Annotated in this window: 29 protein-coding genes; 3 read left to right on the top strand and 26 right to left on the bottom strand. The window is 66.8% G+C overall.

Features of this window, described 5'->3' with window-relative positions:
* Window positions 1–14: 14 nt before the first annotated feature.
* The 4 genes from IF17_RS0107865 to IF17_RS0107850 form a co-directional block, all read right to left on the bottom strand.
* Window positions 15–950, bottom strand: a complete 936-nt coding sequence (locus tag IF17_RS0107865) for a hypothetical protein (RefSeq protein ID WP_030563554.1) — start codon at window positions 948–950, stop codon at window positions 15–17.
* A 46-nt stretch (window positions 951–996) separates the two neighbouring features.
* Window positions 997–1740 (bottom strand): hypothetical protein, encoded by a 744-nt coding sequence (locus IF17_RS0107860; protein ID WP_030563552.1) that lies wholly within the window; start codon window positions 1738–1740, stop codon window positions 997–999.
* Between the two features lie 76 nt (window positions 1741–1816).
* Window positions 1817–3859, bottom strand: coding sequence for a hypothetical protein (locus IF17_RS1000000137080; RefSeq protein WP_030563550.1), 2043 nt, complete (start codon window positions 3857–3859; stop codon window positions 1817–1819).
* A 17-nt stretch (window positions 3860–3876) separates the two neighbouring features.
* Window positions 3877–4551, bottom strand: a complete 675-nt coding sequence (locus IF17_RS0107850; protein WP_209437749.1) for a hypothetical protein — start codon at window positions 4549–4551, stop codon at window positions 3877–3879.
* On the opposite strand from IF17_RS0107850, the gene IF17_RS0107845 reads away from it, so the two are divergent.
* Complete coding sequence (locus tag IF17_RS0107845) at window positions 4550–5209, top strand: hypothetical protein (RefSeq protein ID WP_209437748.1); 660 nt, start codon at window positions 4550–4552, stop codon at window positions 5207–5209. The genes IF17_RS0107850 and IF17_RS0107845 overlap by 2 nt on opposite strands.
* 47 nt (window positions 5210–5256) lie before the next feature.
* On the opposite strand, the gene IF17_RS0107840 is transcribed toward IF17_RS0107845, so the two are convergent.
* From IF17_RS0107840 to IF17_RS1000000137075, 15 genes are read right to left on the bottom strand one after another with little or no spacing between them, the layout of a single operon-like run.
* Window positions 5257–6258 carry a hypothetical protein gene (locus IF17_RS0107840; RefSeq protein WP_030563545.1) on the bottom strand — a complete coding sequence of 334 codons (1002 nt, stop codon included), beginning with the start codon at window positions 6256–6258 and terminating at the stop codon, window positions 5257–5259.
* A 7-nt stretch (window positions 6259–6265) separates the two neighbouring features.
* On the bottom strand, window positions 6266–7510 hold the full coding sequence (locus tag IF17_RS0107835; protein WP_030563543.1) for a Gp37-like protein: 1245 nt from the start codon (window positions 7508–7510) through the stop codon (window positions 6266–6268).
* 10 nt (window positions 7511–7520) lie between these two features.
* Window positions 7521–8459, bottom strand: a complete 939-nt coding sequence (locus IF17_RS0107830; RefSeq protein WP_051883922.1) for a phage distal tail protein — start codon at window positions 8457–8459, stop codon at window positions 7521–7523.
* Window positions 8460–8462: 3 nt separating this feature from the next.
* The gene (locus tag IF17_RS0107825; RefSeq protein WP_051883921.1) at window positions 8463–12497 is read right to left on the bottom strand and encodes a peptidoglycan DD-metalloendopeptidase family protein; all 4035 of its coding nucleotides are present in this window, start codon (window positions 12495–12497) and stop codon (window positions 8463–8465) included.
* A gap of 9 nt (window positions 12498–12506) precedes the next feature.
* On the bottom strand, window positions 12507–12926 hold the full coding sequence (locus IF17_RS0107820) for a hypothetical protein (RefSeq protein WP_030563537.1): 420 nt from the start codon (window positions 12924–12926) through the stop codon (window positions 12507–12509).
* Window positions 12927–12976: 50 nt separating this feature from the next.
* A complete protein-coding gene (locus IF17_RS0107815; protein ID WP_030563535.1) occupies window positions 12977–13399 on the bottom strand; it encodes a hypothetical protein in 423 nt (140 codons plus the stop codon).
* Between the two features lie 50 nt (window positions 13400–13449).
* Complete coding sequence (locus IF17_RS0107810) at window positions 13450–14028, bottom strand: phage tail tube protein (protein WP_030563533.1); 579 nt, start codon at window positions 14026–14028, stop codon at window positions 13450–13452.
* Between the two features lie 54 nt (window positions 14029–14082).
* The gene (locus IF17_RS0107805; RefSeq protein WP_030563531.1) at window positions 14083–14490 is read right to left on the bottom strand and encodes a phage tail termination protein; all 408 of its coding nucleotides are present in this window, start codon (window positions 14488–14490) and stop codon (window positions 14083–14085) included.
* 9 nt (window positions 14491–14499) lie between these two features.
* A complete protein-coding gene (locus tag IF17_RS0107800) occupies window positions 14500–14727 on the bottom strand; it encodes a hypothetical protein (protein WP_030563529.1) in 228 nt (75 codons plus the stop codon).
* A 22-nt stretch (window positions 14728–14749) separates the two neighbouring features.
* Entirely contained in the window at window positions 14750–15046 is a 297-nt protein-coding gene (locus IF17_RS0107795) for an HK97 gp10 family phage protein (RefSeq protein WP_051883920.1), read from the bottom strand.
* Entirely contained in the window at window positions 15043–15375 is a 333-nt protein-coding gene (locus tag IF17_RS1000000138920; protein ID WP_030563524.1) for a hypothetical protein, read from the bottom strand. The genes IF17_RS0107795 and IF17_RS1000000138920 overlap by 4 nt, the downstream gene beginning before the upstream one ends.
* 9 nt (window positions 15376–15384) lie before the next feature.
* Complete coding sequence (locus IF17_RS01000000136210) at window positions 15385–15777, bottom strand: hypothetical protein (protein WP_032771794.1); 393 nt, start codon at window positions 15775–15777, stop codon at window positions 15385–15387.
* Between the two features lie 8 nt (window positions 15778–15785).
* Window positions 15786–15935 (bottom strand): hypothetical protein, encoded by a 150-nt coding sequence (locus IF17_RS1000000138915; RefSeq protein ID WP_157851135.1) that lies wholly within the window; start codon window positions 15933–15935, stop codon window positions 15786–15788.
* A 34-nt stretch (window positions 15936–15969) separates the two neighbouring features.
* Window positions 15970–17169 (bottom strand): SU10 major capsid protein, encoded by a 1200-nt coding sequence (locus IF17_RS0107775; protein ID WP_030563520.1) that lies wholly within the window; start codon window positions 17167–17169, stop codon window positions 15970–15972.
* 14 nt (window positions 17170–17183) lie between these two features.
* The gene (locus IF17_RS1000000137075; RefSeq protein ID WP_030563518.1) at window positions 17184–17918 is read right to left on the bottom strand and encodes a hypothetical protein; all 735 of its coding nucleotides are present in this window, start codon (window positions 17916–17918) and stop codon (window positions 17184–17186) included.
* Window positions 17919–18027: 109 nt separating this feature from the next.
* Here IF17_RS1000000137075 and IF17_RS0107765 point away from each other — a divergent pair, with 109 nt between their 5' ends.
* Window positions 18028–18246, top strand: coding sequence for a hypothetical protein (locus IF17_RS0107765; RefSeq protein ID WP_030563516.1), 219 nt, complete (start codon window positions 18028–18030; stop codon window positions 18244–18246).
* On the opposite strand, the gene IF17_RS0107760 is transcribed toward IF17_RS0107765, so the two are convergent.
* The 3 genes from IF17_RS0107760 to IF17_RS1000000137070 all read right to left on the bottom strand — a co-directional run bounded on the left by IF17_RS0107760 (window position 18243) and on the right by IF17_RS1000000137070 (window position 21610).
* Entirely contained in the window at window positions 18243–19781 is a 1539-nt protein-coding gene (locus IF17_RS0107760; protein WP_342342158.1) for a phage portal protein, read from the bottom strand. The genes IF17_RS0107765 and IF17_RS0107760 overlap by 4 nt on opposite strands.
* Window positions 19693–20961 (bottom strand): PBSX family phage terminase large subunit, encoded by a 1269-nt coding sequence (locus tag IF17_RS01000000136200; protein WP_342342154.1) that lies wholly within the window; start codon window positions 20959–20961, stop codon window positions 19693–19695. The genes IF17_RS0107760 and IF17_RS01000000136200 overlap by 89 nt, the downstream gene beginning before the upstream one ends.
* A gap of 130 nt (window positions 20962–21091) precedes the next feature.
* On the bottom strand, window positions 21092–21610 hold the full coding sequence (locus IF17_RS1000000137070) for a hypothetical protein (RefSeq protein ID WP_051883918.1): 519 nt from the start codon (window positions 21608–21610) through the stop codon (window positions 21092–21094).
* A gap of 97 nt (window positions 21611–21707) precedes the next feature.
* Between IF17_RS1000000137070 and IF17_RS1000000137065 the strand changes: the two genes are divergently transcribed.
* Window positions 21708–22361, top strand: coding sequence for a TRADD-N-associated membrane domain-containing protein (locus tag IF17_RS1000000137065; protein WP_051883917.1), 654 nt, complete (start codon window positions 21708–21710; stop codon window positions 22359–22361).
* Here IF17_RS1000000137065 and IF17_RS0107740 read toward each other — a convergent pair.
* From IF17_RS0107740 to IF17_RS0107725, 4 genes are all read right to left on the bottom strand, one after another.
* Complete coding sequence (locus IF17_RS0107740) at window positions 22350–22565, bottom strand: helix-turn-helix domain-containing protein (protein ID WP_030563508.1); 216 nt, start codon at window positions 22563–22565, stop codon at window positions 22350–22352. The genes IF17_RS1000000137065 and IF17_RS0107740 overlap by 12 nt on opposite strands.
* A 135-nt stretch (window positions 22566–22700) precedes the next feature.
* Window positions 22701–23309: a hypothetical protein gene (locus tag IF17_RS0107735; RefSeq protein WP_244890436.1), complete on the bottom strand. Its 609-nt coding sequence runs from the start codon at window positions 23307–23309 to the stop codon at window positions 22701–22703.
* Window positions 23310–23382: 73 nt separating this feature from the next.
* Window positions 23383–24057 (bottom strand): hypothetical protein, encoded by a 675-nt coding sequence (locus tag IF17_RS0107730; RefSeq protein WP_030563504.1) that lies wholly within the window; start codon window positions 24055–24057, stop codon window positions 23383–23385.
* Between the two features lie 61 nt (window positions 24058–24118).
* Window positions 24119–24658 carry a hypothetical protein gene (locus IF17_RS0107725; protein ID WP_157851134.1) on the bottom strand — a complete coding sequence of 180 codons (540 nt, stop codon included), beginning with the start codon at window positions 24656–24658 and terminating at the stop codon, window positions 24119–24121.
* Window positions 24659–24732: the final 74 nt, after the last annotated feature.

Raw genomic sequence — 24732 nt, 5'->3', positions numbered from 1 at the left:
CTTCGAGATGTGGATCAGCCTGCCTGGGGCTCGCCCATTGCTAGATCTTCCGGGGGCGAGGTCCGGCCGTGAGTGACGGTCATAGAGTTCATGAGGTCGGGGACGTGGGCCTCGCGCAACACCGTCAGCTCGTCTGAACCGCTCACCTCGAAGGAGCACAGGTAGCAGCCGAAGCCAGTTGCCTTGAATGTCGTTGCACCAGGCGTAAACGCAACTGGTTCGAATGCCAGGAGACCCTCCCCGCCGCAGGCGGGACAGGTGCCGCTCGCGGACTTGAGGACAACGACGCCGTGGTCCCTGATCTGCAACTCCCGGATCCAGTGCTCTTCTGCCCGAGGCTGAGGCGACTTCAGGAGCTGCTCCTTAATTTCCGGGGGGAGGCCTATGAACCTGTCCTCGAACGCGTGCCGGGCCTGGGCGATACGGAGGTGCACGTCGCGGAAGACCTGGTCCTCCTGCTCGTTCACTGCGTCCTGGACGGCCTTCGTCCAACGCTCCCAGAACCCGGCCAGTGGTGTGCCGAGATCGCCAAGCATTGTCTCGATAGTCCGGGCTAGGGGGGAGATCATCCCCTTGGCCAAGGTGCTGTCAGGCGTTGCGTGGGCCGCGCCATTACGCATCTCGATCAGCAGGTCAAGCTGAGGATCCTGCTGGGGAAGCACACCGATCCTCCGCAGGCGCGCGATGGCCTCCTTGGCCCCGGCGGTGCGGACCTTTTCGGCGGGCAACTGGAGATGGTTGCCGAGGTACAACATCATGTCCGCATTGCGTATCTCTGCGATGTAGAGGGGGTTCTTGGATACCAGAACCGCCTTAGCGAGCTTCTCGACCGCGACACCGGCGTGGAGTGCGAACTCGTCGTGCTCTGAGCGGCCGTGATCATCCATTGCCCTATGGGCTGCCTTCTTCGCGCCCTCAAAGAAGCTCTCGAAGGAGAGGGAATCATCCATGAAGGGGACGGTAACGGCGCTCGGATCACGGGGCGATCGATTTCACCTATCCGGGCATGGTGTTGAGGTCGAGACTTTCGGGCAGCGCCAGGGCGGTCATCAGCTCCGGCGGGATCGCAGCTACGAGCGGCCACTTGATGGGGCCCTCCGGAGGCCACATGGGGCGCAGTGAGGGCAGAGCCTCGAAGGGGGTCAGTTTGTATCCGTCGGCCACATCGGGGGCGCGGATTATCTGCACCACCATGCAGCCGATCTTCAAGGTGCCTATCCAGGCGACGCCTCCCAGTTCCGTGGTGCCGTACCCCTGACACAGTGTGTCCACCAGCGGTTCTGAGTCGTCTGGCGGGTAGTTCATGAACCCAAGACGCCCGAGCATGGACTCTGTTGGCTGACGACGGGTGTGGAGCGCGGCGAAGTCTCCTGCTGGGATGACAGCGCGCACCTCGGGGCGATGCGTGTACTGGAACATGAGCAGCGTCTTCAGCGCCCAGGCGGCCAGCGCCCGCTGGGCCCGAGCGTCGAGAACGCAGGGTTTGCCTTGGATCAGGGCAGGCAGAAAATGCCTGACACCTTCCTCAAGCTGGTTCATCCAGCCGCTGTTGCAACCCGAGCAGACCACCTTGACCTGATCGTTCAGAGGCGGAGCATCGTGCCGCTGGAAGCCCCCGCCACTCAGCCGGATGTATCTGAACCTACGGACGGACGGATCTAGCGCCACCTTCAGCCAGCGCGGGAGGACGTGCTCTTTGGTCAGCGGAGTCCCCCCGCAGAAGACACACACCTTGGCCATGTCAGGACCATAGATGGCGCCGGGTGCCACAGGAGGCGAGTTTTCGCACCTGGTGAGTGGCGAACATCAGGTTCAGCTAGGCCACGCGGTCCAGGCACAGGTGCGAGTTGGCCCGCACGATGGTGGCCGTGGCGTCGGAGGCGTTCTGGGCCCAGCGGAACTGGATGGTGCCCGCCGTCCCGGAGGTGACCACCGTGGCCCAGATCTGGAAGCCGACCTGAGTCGTGCCGCCGGGAGCCGAGTAGACGTCCAGGTCAGCGGCGAGGCCTGATGCCCCCGTCTGATCGACCCAACGCAGGACGGTGCCGCTCGGCACGCTCCACGAGAACTTGATGTCGCCCGTGGTGCCGCCGGAGAACACGCACATCAGGAACAGGGTGTACGTGGCGTTTGCCGCAACGGGAAGAATCAGATGGGAGTCGTTGACCAGCGTGGTGGAGGACGTGACCGACTGGTCGGCCGTCTTCCGGACGGTCCTGCTGCTGCCCGCCCCGCTCGCGGAGAAGGCGCCGTTCACCTGGACGTTGCCGTTGATGACGAGACCTGCTGAGGGCACGCCGATGCTCGTGAGATTGGAGACCGACCCCGGTTCGCCCTCGAAGGAGATTCCCTCGTTGGAGAGCCGAAGGTGAGTCGGGTCGACGATGCTCGTGGACTCGACGAAGACGTCTCCGCCGCGCAGGCGGATCCCGTTCGTCTCGGCCGTGGTCGTGTTGATGGTCAGACCGTTCGCGGTCTCGTCGTACTGGATACCGCCGGACCCCAGCAGGACCTTGCCCTTGGTGCTGTGGGACGTGGTCGAGAGCGTGAGGTTCCCGCTGGAGGTCGTGCTCCCCTGAACGGTCGCGCTCTGGGTCGTGCCGGTGACCGTCAAGCTTCCGGTGACTGTGCCGCCGGTGAGCGGGAGAAACTTTCCGTCGGCGTACGAGCGGTCGCCGTGCGGGTCGCTCGCGGCGACGTGGAGCCCGATGACGGAGGCCGGGCCGTCGCCCGCAGAGACGTCCCCGGGCCCCGTACCGACGTTCAGGACCGCCGCTCCGCCCAGACCGAGGTTGACCCGAGCACTGGGGATGTTCCCGAGGTCGGAGAGGTTGGACGCCTTCTGAGCTGCGCCAGTGATCCTCGCGTCGTCCCCGGCTGCGACCGTGCCTGCTGTGCTGCCGAAGGCCGCGGTGGCCGAGGGAGCGAGGCCAAGGTTCGTCCGGGCCGTCGAAGCGCTCGCCAGGTCCGAGAGGTTCGCACTCTTCTGTGCGGCTCCCGTGAGCCGGCCGTCGTCTCCGGCCGCCACGGTGCCCGCTGAGGTGCCTGTGTTCTTGGTGGCGGAGTCGCCGAGACCGAGGTTCGTACGGGCGGTACCCGGGGTTGTGACATCCGAGAGGTTCGAGGCGGCCACGAGGGCCCCGAGGCCGGAGGCCGTCAGGCTGACCGCCCCGACCTGGCCGTTGACCGAGGCCACAGGTACGTCGACTCCATCGACCGCTGCGTCCACGTACGCCTTGGTGGCGGCCTGGAACGGGTCGGTCGGATCGGCGGCCAGCGTCAGAGGGCCGGACAAGGTGCCGCCGGAGACCGGCAGCGCGCCTATGTCGGCCGCACCGATCAGGAGAACGCCGGAGGCCCCGTTGACCGAGAGAACTCCTCCGACGATCTCCGGGACGGTGTCCAGCGGGATCTTTCCGCCGTCGTCGAGCGGGGCATAGAGCCCCACCAGATTCACGTCCCCGGTCTGCCCGTCCACCGACGTGACGAAATTCGAGACCTGGTCCGCAGGGAGAACGGGGGCGACCGCGACCAGGTCGATGCCGGGAGCCGGAGTGCTCTGCGGTACCGAGATGGAGAAGGTCCGCCACGTCCTGCCGTTGAGGTGTTCGGTGACGTTCCAGGTGAAGCCGCTCGGCGTGACATCCGGGTCATCCGTGGCCGGGATCTCGATGCTGAAGGCACCCGTCCCGTCCAGCGTCGCCACGAGTGCGGTCGACAGGATCAGGACGTCCGCGCCGGGGTCCTTCACGTACTTCAGCGACGGCTCGAAGGTGACTGTGCCCTGGGCCGGGGCCCCGGCGAAGTCGATGTACCGGCCGAAGACGGGCACCGTGGAGTAGTTGGCGGGCAGCGCCATGGGGCTGCTCCCTTCGGTCAGGCCACGCCGACCCAGTACGCGTTCGCGTCCGGGGTGGCTGAGCCGATGCTGAGATTGGTGGGCAGCGAGGTCTGGCCGGTGGCGCCGATGCAGTACCGGTAGCCGCCGGAGGCGAGGTTCGCGTTGCCCGATGTGCGGACCGAGCCGAGGTTCGAGCCCGAGACGAAGCCGGGGCGCACCGAGCCGTTGGCCACGAACGCCACGTAGTAGGCCCCGGCCGAGGCGCTGTACGGGCTCGTGAGGGTCATCGCCAGCGTGTTGTTCGTGGTGGTCCACGAGCTGCTCTGGGAAGCCGTGACGCCCACCCTGGTGCCGCTGGTGGTGTAGACCCCGGCGAAGTTCTGATTGGCCGTGAGCCCTGAGCCGGCTGCCACCGTGTGGAGGACGACCTTCGAGATCGTGGCGGCCTTCCGGAGGTAGACCTTCACCAGGTAGACCGACCCGCCCACGGGAGCCGAGGAGTTCACAGCGGCCGACGGGTCGAAGGACCACGAGATCAGGCCCTGGTCGGCCGGGCCCGCCTGGTTGCCCCACTGGTCCTCGAAGGCCAGGTAGGTGCTCGTGAGATCGGGGATCTGCGCGGTGGGGACCTTGGTCCCGGAGTCGAGCGAGGCGACTCCGTTGACGGCACCGCGAGCTGTGGTGGCGAGGGCTCCGACGTTGGCAGCCATGAGGACGACCACGCCCGTCTGCCCGTTGACCGAGGAGATCGCTCCTCCGCCTCCGCCCGCCACGGAGTCCACGTACTGCTTCGTGGCGGCGTGGAGAGCGTTCACGGGGTTCCCGGGCAGGCTCAGCGGACCCGACATGCTGTCGCCGGTCTTGGAGACCTTCAGAGCCGCCTGTGCGTCCGCGTACGCCTTCGAGGAGTTGAGGGTGGCCGTGTTCCCCGGAGGCGATCTGGAAGTCCGTGTACGCCTTGTTCACGGCCTCGCCGGAGACGGTGGGGGCACCGCTGGTGATGATCGGCCCCAGCATCGTGCCGCCGAGGAGGTCCAGCTTGTTCACCGTGAGGCCGTCGATCTGGTCTCCCAGGTCGACGGCCATCATGAGGAAACGCCGCGAGTACCCGAAGTCGACGTAGACCGTGCTGACGGCGTCAGGGCCGTAGAAGCCCAGGGCCGCTTCGGTGTCGGCGGTGACCTGAGTGATCGGGGTGCCGCTCAGATCGGTCAGGTCGGTGACCTGGTTCCCGCCCACGAGGGCGTCCCATACGGTGCCGACGGCTGCCGCGCGGAGCCGGACTTCGTCGCCGACCTTCTCCATGGCCAGGTCGGCGGCCGAAAGGCCGAAGAGGTGACGACTCATGTTCCTGCCTTTCGATCATGAAAAGACCCCGACGGCACATGGCCTCGGGGCGCGCGGGCGAGCAGAGGTCAGGCGATCTCGTAGGTGCCGGAGATCGTCAAGAAGTCGCCGGTCCGGAAGTCAATCGGGGAGTTCGTCAGCATGTTGCTGGTCGTGCCCGATGGCGTGTTCAGCCGAATCCGGGAGATCTTGGCTGTGCCCATCGACGGCAGAATCAGGGCTATGCCGTTCCGGGCTCCCTCGCCGTGAGCCGAGTCCGATTCCAGGTGAACCGAGAACAACGACCGCGTGGCCCCCTGAGCGGCCACGGGCAGTGTCACGTTCAACGGTTCGGGGTTCGCACCAGGATTGCCCGCCGGTATGAGCTGGATGGTCACGTGGCACGTCTTGCCGAAGACCTTGTACCGCCCGATGTTCTGTGAGCTGGAGCCCCAGTTGATCGTGCTGGCCCCTGCTGTCCATATCGGTGTGTAGGAACTCCAGGACGGTGCGCTCGCGGTGCCGACGTACAGCCAGGTGACGCCGTCTCCCAGGAGGATGTCGTTGCCCTCGACCAGGATCTGTCCCTTGCGGGACGGGCGGCGTGCTCCAGGAGTCCCGACGGCCACCGGATGCCCCGAGCCCCACCGACGGTCCACGACGGCCCCAGCGGCGACGACAGAGGCTCCGGCGCCCACGGTGGTCTCCGCGAGGGGGATCTCCACCACGCCCGTGCCAGGGCTGCTCGTGAGGCCGGGAGCACTCGTACCGCCCGTCTTGTAGACGGGGGTGATCGAGTCCGCCGACGCGTCGTACCGCAGGACCACGAGGTCCTTACGGGCCGAGGCGCCACCGGAGTTCGAGGTGACCGCGATGGGGTACGTCGTGTCGTTCTCGAAGGTCGCCCCGTTCACGAACGCCGAACCGGCCGCGATGGACAGGCTGCTCGAACCGTTCGCGGTGACCTTCAGCGCGGTGCTGGTGAGGTCGTCGGTGTGGACGCCGTCGTTCGCCCAGCGGCTGGCGGTCAGCGCGTACTGGGCCTCGGTGGCCAGCGGTGAAGAGCTGAAGGGGTACGAGGTGATGGCCACGCCGACCTCACTTTCGGGTGGTGAGCTTCTTGACCATGTCGGCGATCGTGTTGAGCCGCTTGGTGGACCCGGGGGTCTTGTACGAGACGGTGGCCTCGGTGCCCACGGTGATCTCCGTGGTCAAGCCGTCGCTCGCGTTGAAGGTCAGATCGACCTCACGAACCTGCTCCTGCACGGCAGGGGTGTAGGGCACGACGACCTGGACCTGATCGCCGAGGAAGAAGTCCTTACCGAAGGTCAACTGAGGCGTGTCCTGGGGCCTCATGTCGACCGAGATCGAGGTCGCGCCGGTGTACAGCGCGTCCTGCCCCTTCTCGTCGAGCTGGGCCTGAGCATCCGGGGCAGCAGGGTCGATCTCCCCGACGTCCACGAACCCCTCCACCCGGTAGCCGGGGAAGACGGGTTGAGTGTCGACACGGCTGTACCCGAACAGCGCCTTGGCCACGACGGCCGCGTTGTCGGAGCCGGCCACCGTCTCCCGGCCCGCGCCGAGGATCGCGTATGTCGTCGTGGGGGCCTGCGCCTGGTACGCGGTGGAGATCAGGTTGTCGCGCCCCGTGGAGAACGTCGCCGTGGTCCGGCGGTCCGAGGTCGCGAAGACCTGGAACTCGATCCCTGCGGAGGCGTCCTTCTGCCGTACCCGGAAGCCGAGGTACCCCGGCGGGGAGCCGATGGGGGCACCGCGGGCTATCTCCGCCAAGGCGTCCAAGACGGTCTCGAAGCGGTACTTGAAGGAGTGGCCGGTCTTCCCCCGGTTCGCCGACGTCTCCACCGTCAGGCCGCTCTTGCGGCGCTCCGTGATGGCACCCGGCCCCAGGTTCAGGTTCACCAGGTTCTTCATCAGGGTCTCGGTGTAGGCCGTGGAGGTGCTGACCGAGTAGTACGAGGCGGTCTGGGAGTTGATCGCGTGAGCAGGGTCCGGATAGACGAGGGCGTTCGCGAGGTACTGCGTATCGTCCGGGCCGGCCAGCGTGAGCTTCGCCGTCCCGTCCTCGTTGTCCGCGTAAGCGAAGGTGTGGACGGGGCCCGACAGGAGCGTGGTCCCGTAGAGCTTGAAAACCAGCCCTCCGTTCGGGTTCGAGCCCGGGGACAGCAGGGAGGCGTTCCGGGACGTCGCCGAGATGTCCAGGGTCCAGTTGCTCACCGCGTTGTAGCGCAGGACCAGGTGGACCTGAGTGAAGTCGTCGACCTGGCCGATGATCTGGTGGCTGGCGTTCCTGACGTAGACCTGGAGGTCGCGGGGGCCGTTCACGCCCACCTCCTCAGAACGCCGTGAGGTAACGCGAGGTGTACGAGAGCTGGACCGAGCTGACCCCGCTCGTGCCCGTGACCGTCAGCCCCACGTCGTTGCTGCCGGGCCTGAGCGGCCACAGGACGGGCGATGAGCCGAGGTTCGGCCACAGGTTGGTCGAGCCGTTCAGACGGGCGTCCTTGACCCCTTCACGGGTGTCGATGACCGCCGTGTCCGAGCTGGAGAGCGTCCGGGAGAGGGTGAAGCTCTCGCCCGTAGTGGAGTTCGAAATCGTGGCGGCCGTCGCCGGGCCCTTGATGGTCCACACCGGGTAGGTGGCGACCTCGCCGAGGTTGATCACCTTCACCGCGCCGAGGACCTGGGAGTCGCGGACCTGGAGAGGGATGAACGGCAGGAAGGTGCTGGCCCCGCCACCCACCGAGAAGGTCAGGGTTCTGTCCTCGCCGAGCCAGAAGGGCGACGGGGCGGTGAAGACCAGGACCGCCGTCATCCAGTGACGGCCCGTCCTGTCGTCGTCCTCCTGGCCCTGGAAGCCGTCGGAGTAGTACGCAGAGATGTGCCGGGCCGAGCCGTCGTCCTCCGCAAAGGTCAACGTGCCCGGCCCGTACGCGGGATTCAGGTCCTGCACGAGCCGTCGGTACCGGGCCAGGCATGAGGGCCTGTCCAGACCCCAGAGGTGCAGGGGGATCGTGATCTGACGCTGGGACGCCCGAACTCCTCGGACCACCGTGCCGTCGAAGGCCGGGGACTGATCGGAGTAGAAGGTGTAGTCCGGCAAGCCGGTACCCGCCACGCCCGGCATGACGAAGACGCCGGAGTTCGGGTCGTCGAAGTCCGAGAGGGAGGTGACCCGCCCCGAGGAGGACGTCCAGGACACCGAAGTGGCCCGGACGTCCGGTACTCGGGGACCGGTGGGGAGGCTGTTCGAGCCGCCGACGAGCAGCGCCACGGCTCACCTCCCCAGGAGATCCATGCGGTACAGGACATCCGCCACCTGCTTCTCGGCCGTGGGCTGCGGAGGGTTGTTCACCGTGATGTTGTGACCTCCGGCGTGGCCCCGCTTCGCCTGCTCGGCGAGCGTGACCATGGACTGCCACTGCTGCGGGTTGAGGATCGCCTCCGGCTCCCCGGTCTGGTTGACCACGGTGGAGACGCCCGTGGGGAGCCATCCGCCGTTGTCGTATCCGCCGGGGCGGTCGTACGCCTTGGATAGCGATCCGTACGCGGCCAGCGCGTACTTCATCGAGCTGTACACGTTGGCCAGCGGGTCGATCGAGGTCCCGTACATGAACGGGCCCTTGTTCCGGTACTTCCCGGCGTATGCCTGGAAGGTGGGCCGGATGACCTGCATCAGACCGACGGACGGATACCCCGCCGCCGCGTTGGAGTCCCACAGGTTGACGGCCTTGGGGTTGCCGCCGCTCTCCTGGTTCATCCGCCTCAGCGTGGTGTTCACCAAGGACTGGGGCTGACCGACCTCGCCGAGCGCCTGCCGGACCACGCCGGACCACTGAGCGACACCGGCACTCGGCTTGTACGAGACTGACCCGCCGCCCGTGAGGTACGGCATCGGGTCGACCGACTTGCCGTTGACCCGGGCCTCCAGGTGGAGGTGCGGGCCGGTGACGTTGCCGGTCGCTCCGACCTTGCCGATCGCTGAGCCGGCCGCCAGATTCTCTTTGGCCTTGGCCACGGTCTGGCTCATGTGCGCGTACAGCGACTGGAGGCCGCCCCCGTGGTCCACGGTCAGGTGGTTTCCGTACGGCCCGCCTGTACCGACCGAGGAGACCCGCCCGGCCGCCACGGACTTGATGGCGGTTCCTACGGCAGCCGGGAAGTCCAGGCCCGTGTGTCGGCCCGAGGACCACATGGAGCCCCTGACCCCGAACCTGGTCCCGTACGGCGCGTTCACGGGCTTCATCCACGAGCCGGAACCCCCGGAATCGGCCTCCTTGCCCCGGATGAAGTCGACGATCCTGTCTGCCAGGGTGACGGGGATCGCCTTGACCGCGTCGGTCCACTTCGCGTTCTTCAGAGAGGGGACACTCAGCGTGCCGAGCAGGGCCTTGAGCGCCTTCTCGGCGAGATCGGCCAGACCGCCTCGGGCCCAGTCGACTCCCTTGCCGACGATGTCCTTGACCTTGTCGGCCACCGGGTTGCCCGTGAGAGCGTCCCAGGCGTCACCGAAGATGCCTCCACCGAAGAACGCCTGGTGGGGGATGCCTCCGGCGAGGACCGAGCGGACTCCCTGCACGCCGCCCTGACGAGCTGCGGCGTTCAGGGTCTCGACTCCGCTGCGGCCCATGACCTGAGTGACCTCGGGACGCATGATCGCCTCGCCGCCCGACAGGTCGAGCACGCCCCCGGTGGGTGAGACGAAGCGGTGGACGTCCCGTCCTGGTGTGTAGCCGGGGAGGACGCCACCCGAGGCGAAGCCCTTGGGGAGCTTCATCTCGTTGATCTTCCCGATGCCCGGGAGCTTGGCGGCTGTGTTGTTCCAGACCTTGACGATGCCGTCGTTGAAGACCGTCTGGATCATGAACTTCACGGGCTTCTTGGCGATGTCCTGGAGCTTGTTCCAGACCGTCCTGATCCCGCTGATCGCGTTGGCGAAGAAGCCGATGACGTTGTCCTTGAAGTCCCGGACCTTCCCCTCGACCGTCTTGCGCATCGAGGTGGCCGTCCCGGAGACGCCGGACCACAGACCGTCCCACTTCTCGCCGACCCAGCGCTTGGCGTCGCCGAACCTGTCGCGGACGCCCCGGGAGAAGCCCGCCACCTTGTCGCCCACCGTGGTCGCACCAGTCGTGGCGCGGCCAATGGTGTTCTCCCAGACCTCGTTCCAGATCTCCTTGATCCACGCCTTGCCGGTGTTGAACCAGTCGCGGAGCTTCTTGATCAGGTCCGGGATGATCGAGCGGCCAACCAGCCTGTCGTACAGCCACTGGAATTTCTCGGCGATCCACTCCGTGACGTGCTTGACGGAGTCGATGAAGGGCTGGAGCTTGCGCCCCATGTCTTTGATGTAGTCGACGAGGTCCTGGATGGCCGGGAGGGCGAACTTCTGGATCGCCCAGGAGGCCAGCCGGACCAGCAGCTCCACGAGCTGGAGGATCGGCGGAAGCAGGGGCAGGATCGCCGGGAGCAGTGCAATGATCAACTGCGTGGTCAGCAGCATGATCTGAGGAAGCAGCGGGGCGATGGCGAGCAGCAGGTCCCCGATGGCCGTGGCCACGCCCACGAGGGGCGGGATCAACTCGGGGATGACCGGGAGCAGCAGATTCAGGAGCTTCAGGAACTGGTCGGCGTACTGCGTGACCAGCTCCGTCAGGACCGTCCCGAGCCCTTCCAGGATCGGCGTCAGGATCTGACCCAGGGCGTCGGCCAGGAGGACGACGACCGGGGCGAGTTTCTCGATCAGCCCGCCGATGATCTCGAAGATCGGGCCGAGAGGCTTGAGCGCGATGGCGATCAGCTCCCCGATCACCGCGATCAGGGGAGAGACAGCGACCAGGATCTTGCCGAGGACCCCCGCGAGGATCACCAGGACCGGGCCCAGCGCGTCGATGACGGGCTTCAGGGCGGCCCCGAGGGCCACCACCAGCGTCTCGATCGGGGGACCGAGCTGCTGGAAGATCTGCCCGACGAACTTGAGGGCCGTCCCGAGCAGGGGAGCCACTGTGACGGCGATGACCCCCATCACGGAGAACAGCGCCTTCAGGCCACCCTGTACCTCGGGGCTCGAAGTGATCTTCGAGATCTCCTCGGTGATGGTCTTGAGGACTCCGATCGTCCCGCCGCCGGTGTCCTCCCCGGCCATGAAGATGTCGCCGAGGATGTCCAGGACATTCCCGCCGACCTCCATGAGGTCGCCAAGGAGATCGACGGCGGTGTTGATCGCCTTCTCAGCAGCGCCCGACTCGAACGCCTTGGTGAGCTTCGCCGAGACGCCGTCGACCGCCCCGGCAGCGCCCTCGGTGAGGCGCTGGAAGGCGGGCTGAGCGGCAACGGCCAACTGTCCGAACCCCGTGACCAACTGGCCCGGGATACGGCTCAGGGGAGACAGGGACTGGGTGGCCCCGTCGAAGATCTGCTTGAGCGTGCCCGTACGGGCCAGGTTGTCGACAGCGGTCAGAGCGTTCTTGGCAACCCGGTTCAGGAGGCCCGCCGTGCCCTCAAGGCCGCCCCGAAGGATCGGGAGAACGCGCGAGCCGACGTCCGTCAGCCGACTGCCTATGCCGCCGAGAAGGCGGTCCTGCACACCGAGCCGCAACGAGTCCCAAGCGGGCTTGAGAGCCGTCACGCCTTTGACCAAGGACCTCGCATGAGGCGAGAGCTTGGCCATCGCCTCGGCGTACGCCTCTGGCGTCGTCGGGTTGAACGCCTGGCTGAGGGCGTCAGAGAGCCCAGCGGTGCCGACTCTGATGGCGCCGATGACCGAGCCGACAGCGGCGACCGCCGGGAGCGCGAGGGCAGCCGCAGGAGCGATGGCGGCAACCGCGCTGACGACCGCTCCGACCGCAGGAGCGGCGGAGCCGAGGAGCGCAACCTTCGAGGCGAGTCCCGCCACCATGCCCAGGGCCGAGCCGGCCGCCGAGGTGAGGCGGCTGATCGTGCTGGCCGCTCCTCGGTCGACATCGACCCGGACGTTGCTCGTGCGGTCCTGAGCGAGAGCGTCCAAGCGGGCCCGAGCGGCCGTCTCTCCCTGGAGGCTGACGTTGATTTCGGCCGTCTGCGGACGGACGAGGTTTGCCACCTGGGCCCGGTACGTCGCAATGGACGCCCGGTCGATCTGGATCTGAACCGGTAGGACGACCGGGCGCGTCAGCGTCGCCACCTGAGCGCGATAGCTGGCGATCGATGCCCGGTCGATCTCGATCGGGACCGCGAATGAGCGGGCTTCCGCCCTCAGCCGGGCGGCCAGCTCCTGGCCGAAGCGGCTGACGTCGGGAGAGACGCGCAGCGATACGGAACCGACAGACGACACGACCGCCCCCTACTCAGTGGTGGTCGTGCCTCCCGTCCCCGGGAGCTGTTCGATGCCGCTGGGCAGGAGGCCGCGGTGGTCTGCCGGTGCTCCGTCGATCCAGCCGGTCTGGTCGATATCGCGGCTTTCGAGAGCCCCGCTGGACCAGAGTTCGAGGAGGGCTTCCGCTTCGGCGTTGGCGTCCTCGCGCTCGGCCGCAGCGGAGGAGGCGTACTCCGGGCGCGGGTACGGGTTCATGCTCGGCGGCTGCTTGTTCGTTACGCCCACGTAGGCCACCCCGTAGTGGGCCTGGAGCATGTCGGCGATGAAGGCGAGGAGGTATGTGTCGTCTCCCCAGCGCTGGCCGTCGGTGATGCCTCGGAGCTTGGCCTTGTACATCGAGTGGGACGGCAGGCCGTTCATCAGGACCTGGAGCTGCCTCATGGACATCTCACCGGTGTAGATCTTCCCGAGCTGTGCGCCCCAGCCGTACTCGCTGATCAGCGACGATTCGAGCGCTTCTGAGTGCTCCTCGACGTGCGCGAGGAGCGCCGCCGTTCCCCCCGGTTCTTCAGCTCCACCCCGACCTTGGGAAGGCCCTTCTCCAGGATCGTGTCCATGTCGCCGGTCGGGATGTCCAGGAAGTTCTGGGCGGTCTCCTCATCACCGAGGACCCCCAGGGCCCAGGCGGCAAGGTCGCCGCTGTCCAGCGCGAGAGCGGTCCTGGTCGACCACTTGGACTTGTGCGGGATCTCGAAGACGTCGCCCTCGTACCGGAAGCGGAAGGACTGCTGGAGTACTTCGGACTTCAGACGGTCGGACGGAGTGAAGTCGAAGTCCAGGTCGTCACCCTCTTCCCGCCCCTCGTCGAAGTCCGGCTCGTCGTAATCGTCGTCGCGGTGGCGAGGCTCGCGCTCGGTCATGGCTGTGCTCCTGAAGCGGAAGGGGTCTGGTGCTGGGACTACGGGCCGGCTCACGCCGGGACGACGAGGCCGCCCATCATGTAGCGGACGGAGGTGCCGTCAGACGAGGTCAGGGCGGTGAAGGTCAGCGGGTAGTTGACCGTCTCCGACCCCTTGTAGACCTTGTTGCCGCGCTCGGTGACCTCGACCCGGGGCACGATGATCCGCGTGGCGATACCGCCGTCCACGATGTCCAGGAGCAGAGCCCGGACGTCGGGCTGCGTGTTCTGGCCGATGGTGAACGAGGTGTACGCCGCGTCCCCAGTGCCGGTGGTCGTCATGTCGTCGGTCGGCACCGAGTGGAACAGGCTGATGACGTGCGCGTTGTCCGACTGCATGAAGGCGAGCTGGAACGTGGTGGTTTTGGACGTGAGCTGGGTTCGGACGGGGGAGTCGTATCCCCACGCCTTGAACTCCGAGCGCGCCTGGTTGGTGGCCTCGGTGAGGCCGTCCTCGGTGACCTTGCCGAGGTCGAACCAGTCCTCCGCGTCGGGCACTGCGGTCAGGGTCGTGGGAGCGACAGCGCCGACAGCGCCGATGTACGCCTTGCCCGCGTATCCGACCCGGACGCCGCCATTTTGATCAGGCATGAAGGATCCCTCCTTGAAGGGTGTTGGTCCGGGTCAGTCCCGGGAGAGGGCCGGTCACGCGGGGCGTACGCAGAGCCCGACGGTGAAGCCGACGCGGTAGACCTTGGGGTTCTCGTCCGGGCGTCTACCGGGCCCGGAGATCTCGGAGCTGAACGTGACCAGCCCGCCGTCCCGTTGATCGCCGACCATGGCCTCCAGGGCCCCGCGAGCGCGGTTGACCAGGGAGTGCGAGAGGGCGGCGTCCGTGGACCACACGTCCACGTCGATCGAGGGCTCGTCCAGCGCCTTGCGTACGCGCCAGACGCCGCCGATCCGGGAGACCCGGACGATCGGGAGCAGCTCCTCGAAGTGCTCGGCGTCCGGGGCCGTGGAGCAGACGAAGGCGTCCTCACCGAAGTACTCGGCCAGGAAGTTCATCGCCATCAGCTCCGCGTCGGGGAAGACCGTGATGCTGATGGCCATGGCCGCCTCCTACTTCGCGGGAGCCTTCGCCTCGGCGGCCTTGCGGGACTGCTCGGTCTTCAGGGGCTTGCTCTCGCCCTCGGGGGCCGGCTGGGTCATGCCCACCACGCGACGGACGAAGCCGTCGTTGACGCGGGTCTGGGCCTCCTGCTCGGAGCAGGTGTAGACCTCGCCCACCTCGTGGGCGATTCCCTGCCAGTCCTTGTGCGGGAAGGAGACCTTCACCTGGACAGACATGTGTGTTCCTCTTCTCGAATGCTCAGGGCTGACCGCTGCTCCGCAGGGAGTCCAGGGTCCGGCCGAGGATGTGTTGGCCCGGCATGTGCCGAGTGCCGAACTCCAGGTCGTCCGCGTAGTCGACATCGGCCACGATCTCCGCGCCGTCGGCTTCCTCCACGACGTGGATGGAGTCCCGGTACCGCCCGGTGTCCACCGGAGCGATCGAACGGGCGAAGTCCTGTCCCTGCTCCGCACGATCGACGACGGCCTTGCGGACCGCCGGGTCGCGCGAGAGGGCGTCGATCGCCGCCTGGTCGAGCTGGAACTCCACGATCACCCCCGGAGGCGTGTCGCGGTGAGCTGGATGTGGTCCAGAGGGGCGAGGCCCGACCAGGGGAGCGGATCGCCGGTGACCTCCAGGGTCATGCCGTTCCACTCCAGGCGGTCCTTGAAGCTGACCGCCGTGCCGGGAGGGAGCCGCACGACAAAAGTGGAGGCCACCTGGTCGCGAGCGTCACGGTTCTCCGAGGAGGCAGCAGGTTCCACCTGGCCTTGGACGGTGACCCGCTCGGCTCCGGTCCAGTCAGCCTCGGACGACCCCCGGGGGTTCACGCCCGTCGGCTTCGTCACCACCGTGACCGCGTGCGGAGCGAAGAGGAGTACCACGGCGCCCCCTCAGCGTGTACGGGGATAGATGGAGAGGAGCCCTCCGGTCCTCAGCACGCCGATGGCGTTCTCCGAGTACCTCGGGGTCCTGCCGGGTCCCGAGGAGCCGTGCAGAGCACGCGCGATGCTCAGGCCGCCCTGAGACATGGACGAGACGTTGGCGTTGGCCCCCGTCTCGTCTCCCGTCTCCTTGAGGTACTGCGCTTGGTAGATCACGGCCTTAGCGAAGACCCTGCTGAGCATGAGCCCCACGGGGTCGCCGTCCTCGTCCGTGTCGTACACCACACCCACCAGCAGCTCGTCGATCTGATCGGAAGCGGTGTCCAGCAGACGACGGGCGTTGGCGGGCAGAGGCTCGGGGTCCAGGAACGCGGCGAACTCCTCCTCCGTCACGTACGCCATGGCCCCTCCTACTGCTTCTTGGGCGTGGCCTTGGCCGGCTCAGTAGGGACGGGCTCGGTGTGGTCGATGCGGTGCCAACCGTCAGCACCCTGCTCGACCAGTGTCTCCAGGTGCTTCTCCTCGGGACTGCCCGGCTCCGGCTGGACTCGCTCGGCCACGTGAGAGCCTGCTCCGCGCTGGTAGATCGCCACGTCAGATCACCAGACCCGTCATGACGGCGTGGGCGCGCTCCAGCCCGTACTTCAAGCCGATCTCGCCGTAGAGCTGGCGCTCGTCGGAGGCGCCGGTCTTGGCGAGCGGCTCGTCGAAGAACACGCCCTTGCCGGGGATGTTCAGGAAGACCGGAGTCAACTGCTCCAGCGACAGCGCCGCGATGGTGTCCTGCGGCATGTGCCGGTCCATCATCACGTTGAGGGTGCCGAAGTCCGTCACGACAGTGGTGACGTTGACGCCGCCGACGTTCCGGCTGGTCTCCTGGTACTGGCCGTACTGCGAGGCCAGCGCCTTGGTGATCGCGCGCTTCTGGATGCTGCCGCACAGCAGGGTGCCGGTGAACTGCTCGCTGATGCCGCCATTGTCGTAGGCGAGCTGGAGCAGGTCGTTGACGTGATCGCCGGACAGGGGCGTCGACCACGGCTTGGTGAAGGCGATGCCCGTTGCGGTGCCCAGCGTGAGGGCGCTGCCACCGTTGGTGGTGGACACCTTGAAGGTGTTCGCGTCGATCTGGTCGACGAAGTACGTACGGCCCGAGATGATGTTCGTCGCCGCACCGACCGCCGTGAAGACGATCTTGTTGCCGTCGACCAGACCGTGACCGGTCGAGGTGATCGTGTCCGTCGCCGAGGTCGCGCCGGTCACCGAAGTGCCCTTCGCGATCCGGTTCGTGGTGATCGCCTGGAGCAGGCCGCGGGTCTGCCGCGCGGTCGCGTTCGTCGTCGGGTTGACGTACGACCCGTTGATGAACGAATAGTTCACGTCCAACGCGATCGACTTGAGGGCCTGGGTGGTCTGCCAGTCCAGCTCGTTGGTGACCGCGTTCGACCCGTTCACGCCGTTGAAGGGCGCGGACTGCGGGGTCGCCATCTGTCCCACGGCGGCCTGCTTGGTGTACGAGACGCTGACCTTCTCCTGGTGGATCTGGCACACGTTCCGCACGTTCCCGCGTGCCCGCTCCTCGGCGGTCGGCGCGGTCGCGCCCTCCACCTTGGTGCGCTGCGCCGGGTCGCGCAGGTCGTACGTGGACCACTCGAACTCGGTCGACGTCGTCTGACCGCCGCCGGTGAGTCCGCCGATGGCCGACAGCAGCGGGGTGTCGTCGGGTGTGATCGCGAAGAGTTCGCCCGCGTAGTTGGGCAGGTTGAAGGTGGTGCCCATTCCGGTGATACCGGCCATGGTGCCTCCTTAGATCATGTGGTCTGTGCGGACTTGAGCCGCTTGAGTCGGACGACTTCGGCGAAGTTCCGGGACTTCGTGGCGTCCTCGATCTGCTTGTCGAGAGAGGCCGCCTGGTCGCCGGAGCCGCCTCCGCCGCCCATGTCCCCTCCAGAGCGCCCGGCGCCCTTGGGGGCGAGCTTGGTGAGCTTCTTCACGGCGGCCGTGATGGCGGCGGCGTCGACTTTGCCGTCCTTGTCGACGAACCTCGCGGTGTCGATCAGTTCGGCTGCCTCACCCAGGTCGACTCCGGCGCGAGTAGCGACGGCTTCGAAGCGGGCGGCGGCGAGTTCCTTGCCGTGCTCGATGGCGGCGGCCGTGCGGCCCCGCTTCTCGGCTTCGGCGACGGCCTTCTCCTGGTCGTTCATCTGGGACGCCTTGAGCGCGGCCAGCTCGTCGGCGGCGTCGCTGTTGTCCTTGGCGCGCTTCTCCCACTTGCCGGACTCGGTCTTCCAGTCGGGCTCGGTGCCCGAACCAGTGCCGCCCTGACCTTCGGTGCCGCTCTGCTGACCGGAGTTGCTGCCAGACGTACCGCCATCCCCGGTGCCGCCCTGATTGCCCTCACCGGCGCTGTTCTCGCCAGATCCGGAGCCGCCTTCGCCCTCGCCGCTGCCACCCGCGATGGGGTAGATCGGCGAGCCGTCACGGCGCTGACCGAGGACTGTTCCCGGCGCATGGGCCGCGAGCGGGTGCTTGAAAGGGACCTGCATGTTGATCTCCCGTGCGGGATTGTCCGGCGGTCGCCGTGCGGCGGATGCCGGAAGGTAGTTATGGTCCGATTGGCGAGCAATGGGCGAAGCGCAGACATAGGATCGATTCATGGCTGATGAGATCGACGCGAAGGAACTGTTGGAGCGCATTCGCCGCGCTCGCGACTGGGCCACTCAGGAGGCCGAGTACGCGATGAACTACGGGAGCACGGGTGAGGACTCCAACCTGGAGGCGCTCGCTGCCAGCATCCGAGGTTCTGCACTTCGAGCTGTTCAGGAAACACTCGACAAGATCCTGGAGCCCCAGCAGACGGCCGACGATGCCTAGCGTGCGGCCCTGGTCTGCTCGCGCGGGCTTCCAGCATTCGGTGCGCCCTCTTCGGATCCGGTGAGGGCCGGATCGGGAGTGGCGCCGCGACTGGCCTCGTCAAGGATCGCGTCGACCTCCTGACGCACCCGGATGTCGTCCCATTCGGGGTGGAGCATCCGCACGAGCGTCTCGCGGGAAGCCGCCTCTGCCCGGTTCAGCAACTCGGCGGTGGTGGCCAGCTCCGTCGGGCCCTCGGTGATGCCGTCCTGAAGCTCCACCTGGGGCTTCTCCAGGTCGAGCCCGAAGACGCGGAATCGGAACCCGGTCAGGACCCCAAGGTATGCATTGCTGATGTCCGCGATGCCGGGCATCCAGTAAAGGCCCTTCCGGCCCGCAGTGCCCAGGGAGCGTCTGTTGCGGGCCTTCACCTCGGTCGCGGTGACGGGCTGCCCGTCGGACTCGCCGAACGAGCCGGCGGAGTATCCGGCCTGTCGTACGGCCTGCTCCATCAGGGCCTGGCACGTGTCGCGGTGCTCGGCGACCCGGATCTCGAACTGGATGACCTCGATCGGGCTGGTGGTATGCGCAAGCATGTTCAGCCCGGTGTATATGCGACGTTCCTCGTTCCAGGAGGCGCCCTGACCAGGACCGAAGGACTCCAGCATCGATTGCGGCACGACTATGCGGCCCTTGCCGTTCTGGATATCCCTCATCCACGAGCTGTACGTCTCGTCGAGGGCGTCCATGAGGCCCTCGATGCCCTGGAAGTCGCTCTGCCCCCAGTACGCCGCGCTTGGGATGTGCCTCCAGGCCCGCGCCGGGCGCACGTTAGGCACATACGCGGCGGTGAGGTGGTCAGGGGCGCCCGTGTCGAGCCCGCCCTCCGCATCGACCTCGGCGGCGAGCGGGGCGGTCTGAGGATGGTCAGCGAGCGGCCGTACGGCCCCGAGGCTCGTCGCCGAGCCCTCGTACAAGCCGTGATAGATCCGGCCCTTCTCGTGGCGTTCCAGGTGCCGGAACACCCGGTTGTCGCTCCGGCCTTCGGTCTCCAGAACGGTCCAGAAGGTGACGGCGACGAGCCGGCCGTACCGGAACTCGGGGACGGCACGGTCGGCCGCCACGGTGTCGATCCAAGGGCGGTCGGACGCGTCGTCGTCCCAGACGACCCGGAGGTACGCGCCACCGAGCGCGGCGCAGATCTCTCCGGCCTCCAGGAGCGTGGGCTGAAGGCCGTTCTCCATGAGGCTGTCGAGGGCCCTCTGAGTTGCATCGCTCGCGCCTTCGGCGGCGAGGAGCTTGGGGGGCTCGGCGAAGAGCAGCTCCGAGGACGTGCGGGCGATGTCCCCGGCGAGGGGGACGTGGAGCTTGTCGCGCTTCTCGCCCTCAGGAGTGGGGTTGCCCCAGAACCAGCGGGCGACCTTCCCCATGACCCCGCCGCGGTACTGCGACGGTCGGTCGATCGCTTCACGGTAGCCACGGCCGGTGTAGCTGGCTTCGAGGCGGTCGGGGTCGCTGGAGTACCAGGCGTCCCAGTCGGCCAGGGCCGTCTGCACGCACGGGTCGGTGGGCGGCCAGACGATGTTGTTCTGCGGCAGTGGCATCAGGCCACCTCCTCGATCCGGTAGCGCCACAAGGACTCGGTGGTCTGGAGCGCGTACCGCAGGGCGTCCACGCCGTGGTCGTTGAGCTTGAGGGGCTTGTCCTCGCCAGCAGGGCGGCCTTGGAGTCCCAGGCGTAGCTCTGGATCTCTTTGATCAGTTCGGTGCACGAGCGGTGGATCAGGAGCCGTCCTGTGGCCAGCAGGGAGCTGACCGTGCGGATGCCGTCCAGGACGCTGTTGTCGGCCGGGTGAGGCGTAAGCCGGTCTCGGTGGAGCTGTTGGATGAAGCTCGCGGCGCTGGGGTCCACCACGACGAACGCCGGATGTACACCGGTCGTCAAAGCTCCCGGGGGCCTCAGCGTGGAGAGCCATCCTCGGATCTGCTCGGAGTATTCGGCGTCCGTGAGCTGGTGCATCGATGCCCGGCCGTCGTACCGCCACTCGCTCGTGACGTAGAGCCGGCCGTCTGTCCCCAGGCCCACGAGGACCGCATGCAGAGGATTTGCCGTGCCGTAGTCGACGCCCAGCGTGATCCACCGCTCGATCGCCGGGACGATGTCCACGACATGGCGGTTCGGGTCGAACATGCTGTAGACCGCGCCCTCGGCCACGCACCACTCGCCGAGGATGAACCGCCTGTAGAACAGGCCGGAGTACATCCGCTTCGTCTCTTCGACGTAGTCCGCCGTCAGGTGGATGTTGTCGTCCAGCTCGAAGGAGAAGACCTTCATCGACCGCCGGACTTCCGGGTCGTCGATGAACTTCTCCCGTAGCCAGTGGGTCGGGGCATCAGGGTTCGTCGTGGCGAAGATGCGGGCTCCGGGGGCCCTCATGCGGGTCCGGAGCATGTCCCAGAAGGTCTCGGGGAGGAGCGTGGCCTCATCAACGTATGCGCCGACGCAAGTCATTCCCCGGATCTTGTTCTCGCTCTTGACGTCGTTCGCACCGATCACGTGCACCAGGCGTCCAAAGATTCGGGCGGTGGGCGCTCCCGGGTTGTAGTCGACCTGGAGGGAGAGGTCCTCGAAGATCTCGTAGTTCATGAGCGGCTGGAGGGCGTTGCGGTACACCGCGTCCCTTGTCTTACCGATCATGACCAGCTCGCCGGAGGTGGAGGCGCGCTCCACGAACATCAGCCAGGCCCACAGGGAGGCGATGGTCTTCCCCGAGGAGACCGCGCCCTCCCAGAGGTTGATCCTCCGGTTGGCGAACGTGATGCTCAGGATCTGCTTGGGGGAGAAGCGCTCCAGCAGGAATCCGGTGCTACGAGCCGTACTCGTCGGCATCGTTGACCCCCAGGTCCCGGGCGGCTGCCGTCATGGCATCGCCCAAGGTCTGCAAGAGCCCCCGGGCGTTCTCACGGCCCTCGCTTCCCGCGTCGACCTGTGCGAGCTTCAGCGCGCTCGTGAGGGCGCTGGAGGCGGCCAGGGTGAGGTCCTTGGTCTCCTTGGCCGGAGGCTCTCGGAGGATCTCCGCCACGATCTCGCCGGTGTGACTGAAGCCCGTCAGCGTGTACGCGCTCTGGGCCCTGCCGATGGTCCGCTCCGCGAGGTCCAGAAGCTGTTCCTGGATGCGCTGGCGCCTGTCCTTCAGGTCGACCTGACGGGCGTCACTGGCGGCCCTGACGCCCTCGCGGTCGAAGGAGAGGCCGAGGTGCTGCGCGTGGTTCGTGATGGTGCCGACGGACCAGCCCATCTGACGGGCGATCCCGTTACGGCTGACGCCGTCGGCGTGGAGCTGACGCAGGGTCTCTGCGTCCTCTGCGGAGAAGGTCCGGGCCACGGCCGGCTCACCCCCTCACGTACGCGCGGTGACGGGTGACTGGTCAGGATTCGAGAACGGCTGACGTTGCCCCGGCTTCACTGGCAGCATCAGCGCCATGCAGATCGTTCAACTCCTGTTGGCCGCCGTGAGCGCCATGGGCGTTTCAGGTATCTCGTCGTGGCTCGTCGACCGTTCGATCAAGAAGGAGGTCGATCAGCTGGACATGGAGCCGGAGACGGAGTCGGATCCTTCGAGCGGAGACTCGCGTACACGGACGCTCGAAAAAGACTTCACGAAGATGCTGCGCAAGTACTACGCACACGGGCTCTCGCAGGCGCGCATCAATCAGGTGACCAGTGTCAGCTTCTCGGTCCTAGGCGGTCTTGTGCTGCTGGGAGGTGTTGGCCTTGCGATCTGGAAGGCTGAATCTACCGGCGAGTTCTACGCCGCGATCGTCACCGGCGTGGCAGGTCTCGTGATGTCCGTAGTAGCGACGCTCTTTCATCGTCGAGCCGACAAAGCGCTGGAGCATCTGACGGACCAGACCAGGAATCTCCGGGCGGACATGGCGACTGAGCGTGATGCGCGGCAAGCCGTTGCGCTCCTTGACGACGTCCAGCACCCGGCACTCAAAGCTCAGCTTCAGGCTGCACTCATTCTGAAGTTCGCGCAGGCAGAGATTCCGGCCCTGAGCGGTGTCAGCCTCAACGGTGCGACGGCGGCCACCGGGTCGGAAACGGCTGTTCCGTCGCCGACTTCACTGAACTAGAGGGCCCTGGACGAGGCGCTTGGTCCTGATCCGGGTTGTAAGTTCGGCCCTGGCCACGTCCAGGTGACGGAAGACCTTCTGGCCCCGGTGGTCGAGCCCCGTGACCGCCAGGTGGCCTCGGCGAATCCAGGAGTAGACCGTCTGAACGCTGACGCCCGTGAAGAGCGCCGCTTCCTTGACCGTCATCCAGACCTCGTCCTCCACTGACGGCCTCCCTGGGAACGCGAAAAGGCCCCGTACCTCAAGAGGAGTCGGGGCCTGCACGAGGACGCAGTGGTCCTGCTGATCGCGATTATGCGGAACGTTGTTCCGGAAAGCAAGCGTCGGTACTGACGGGCGTCACGACGCCGGACCGTCGTCGGCGTTTTCCTCACGCGGGTCGATGTTGACGGGGTCGGGGTCCTGCATCAGCTCGAAGCGTCGCCGCTGGGCCAACTCGTGCTGGATGGCCCGCTGCTGCTTCGACTCTGTCCGCTCGGAAAGGGACGGGAGAGGGTCGGAACGGATGTAGGCCGACAGGAGTTCGGTCAGCTCGTCCGTCAGCTCCGACAGCCAGCTCACCGCGAAGAAGTGCCGTACACCGGCGGCCCTGTACTTCCGCATGACGGTCAGGAGATCCCGCACGTGCGTGCGGAGTTCCCGGTCCGGGATGCGAGCCACGGCCCTCTGGATCCTCTCCATGTGACCGAACACGGTGTCCAGGTATTCCGCGCTCTCGTCGGTGCGCATCGTGGCGACTTCGCCCCTGACGGACTCCAGGAACTCTCCGAGCGTGATCAGCTCGTTCAGTGCCCTGTCCGCCGCTTCCTGGCCGATCTCCGCGAGGCGGGCCTCCCGGGCCAGCTTCCTCTGGTGGGACAGGGTGAGCCACACGCCCCCGAAGGACGCCGCACCACCCACGAGGGCACCGCCGAAACCGATCAGACCGGAGAGCACTTCAGGTTGCATGATGGTCATCATGCCGACGGGATCAACCTCATGGTGCTGATCCCGTCAACTTCTCATCAGGTCCTGACAGGCGTCACGAAGGGGTGTTCTGGGCACCATCTGCCGGGCTCGACGGGTGGGGAAGCCCCAGAAACTCCTTCAGCTCGTTGGCCCGTTCCATATCCTCGTAGTCCAGCCCGGATCGCTCGGCCTCGCTCTCCAGGGACTCCAGCTCACGGCGGGCCTCCTGGCGCTTGTAGTGCTCGATCTCCTTGGCGATGACGCTGGTCATATCCCGCTTCTCCGGGACCTTTGAGCCCCGGAAGAACAGCCCAAGGAACTTCAGCGCTTCGGACAACAGGAGGCTGGTCTCCAACTTGTACTCCGGCCAAACGGGCAGTCCCTCCCAGCGCTTGATCATGCGGACCAGCATCAAGGCCTGTCCGCGCGTCTCTTTGCACTTGTCCGGCAGCAGCATGATCGCGCTGCTGGCCTTGGTGGTCAGGGTGTCGCGCTCTCGGTTCCAGGCCGCCCGGGTCTCCCCGCTGCCGGTGCCCTGGAAGGTCTGGGCCTCCAGATGCATTTTGAGCTCGGTCAGGGTGTCGAAGCCGCGCTGGACGTTTGCTTTGGCCGCTGCCAGTGCTGCCGCCTTGTTGCTACTCCGAGTCTGGAGCCACGACCCGAAGAGGGCGAAGAGACCGCCGGCCAGGGCACCCAACAGCGCGGCGCCGAACTCCACCGACCAAAGTTTTCCAAGGAAGTCGTTCATGTCGACATCATGACGACAGCACCGACCCCTTGGGGCTGATCCCGTCAAGCCCAGAGGGCTCCTAGGGACTCTCGCGCATCTCGCGCTCCAGCATCGCGCGCTCCTCGCGAAGAGTGCGTTCGGGGAGTTCCGGATCACCACGCATGTAGGCCGAGAGCAGCTCGATGCAGTGGTCGACGGCGAACTCGCCCCGGTGCGCCTGGTGATCATCGTCCGCGTCCTCGGAGAGCAAGTCCCGAGCCACACTGAGAGCGTCTCGAAGGCGCACCCGCAGGATGTCCGCTTGCGGTATCAGCGCCGCGTTCAGTTCGGCCTCGTCGGCCTTTGCGTGGGCGGTCTCCACCCACTCTTGGCGCTCCTGCTCCGACATCCCCACCTTCCAATCCAAGGCCTGTCTTCGCAGGTCGTACAACTCCGAGAGGGCGCTGCGCGCCACCTCCCTGCCACGGGAACCTGCCTCGCTCGAACGGGTCTCTGCGCGTGCCTGCTGTGCCGTCCTCTCCTGAGAGCGCTGCTGGATCCACCCGGCCAACAGGGTGCCGCCGACACCCACGACAGTTCCCCCGAGGCCGAACAAGCCCGCCAGAGTCTCTGGTCTCATGCCACTCATCATGCCGAGGGGCGAGCCCGGATGGGGCTGATCCCGTCAAGTCCTGCTCCTTGAACTACTGGTGA

The sequence above is a fragment of the Streptomyces cyaneofuscatus genome (assembly GCF_000718135.1).
Lineage (GTDB): Bacteria > Actinomycetota > Actinomycetes > Streptomycetales > Streptomycetaceae > Streptomyces > Streptomyces cyaneofuscatus.
Note: the sequence above shows the minus strand (reverse complement) of the source record. Positions and strands in the feature narration are given on the sequence as shown.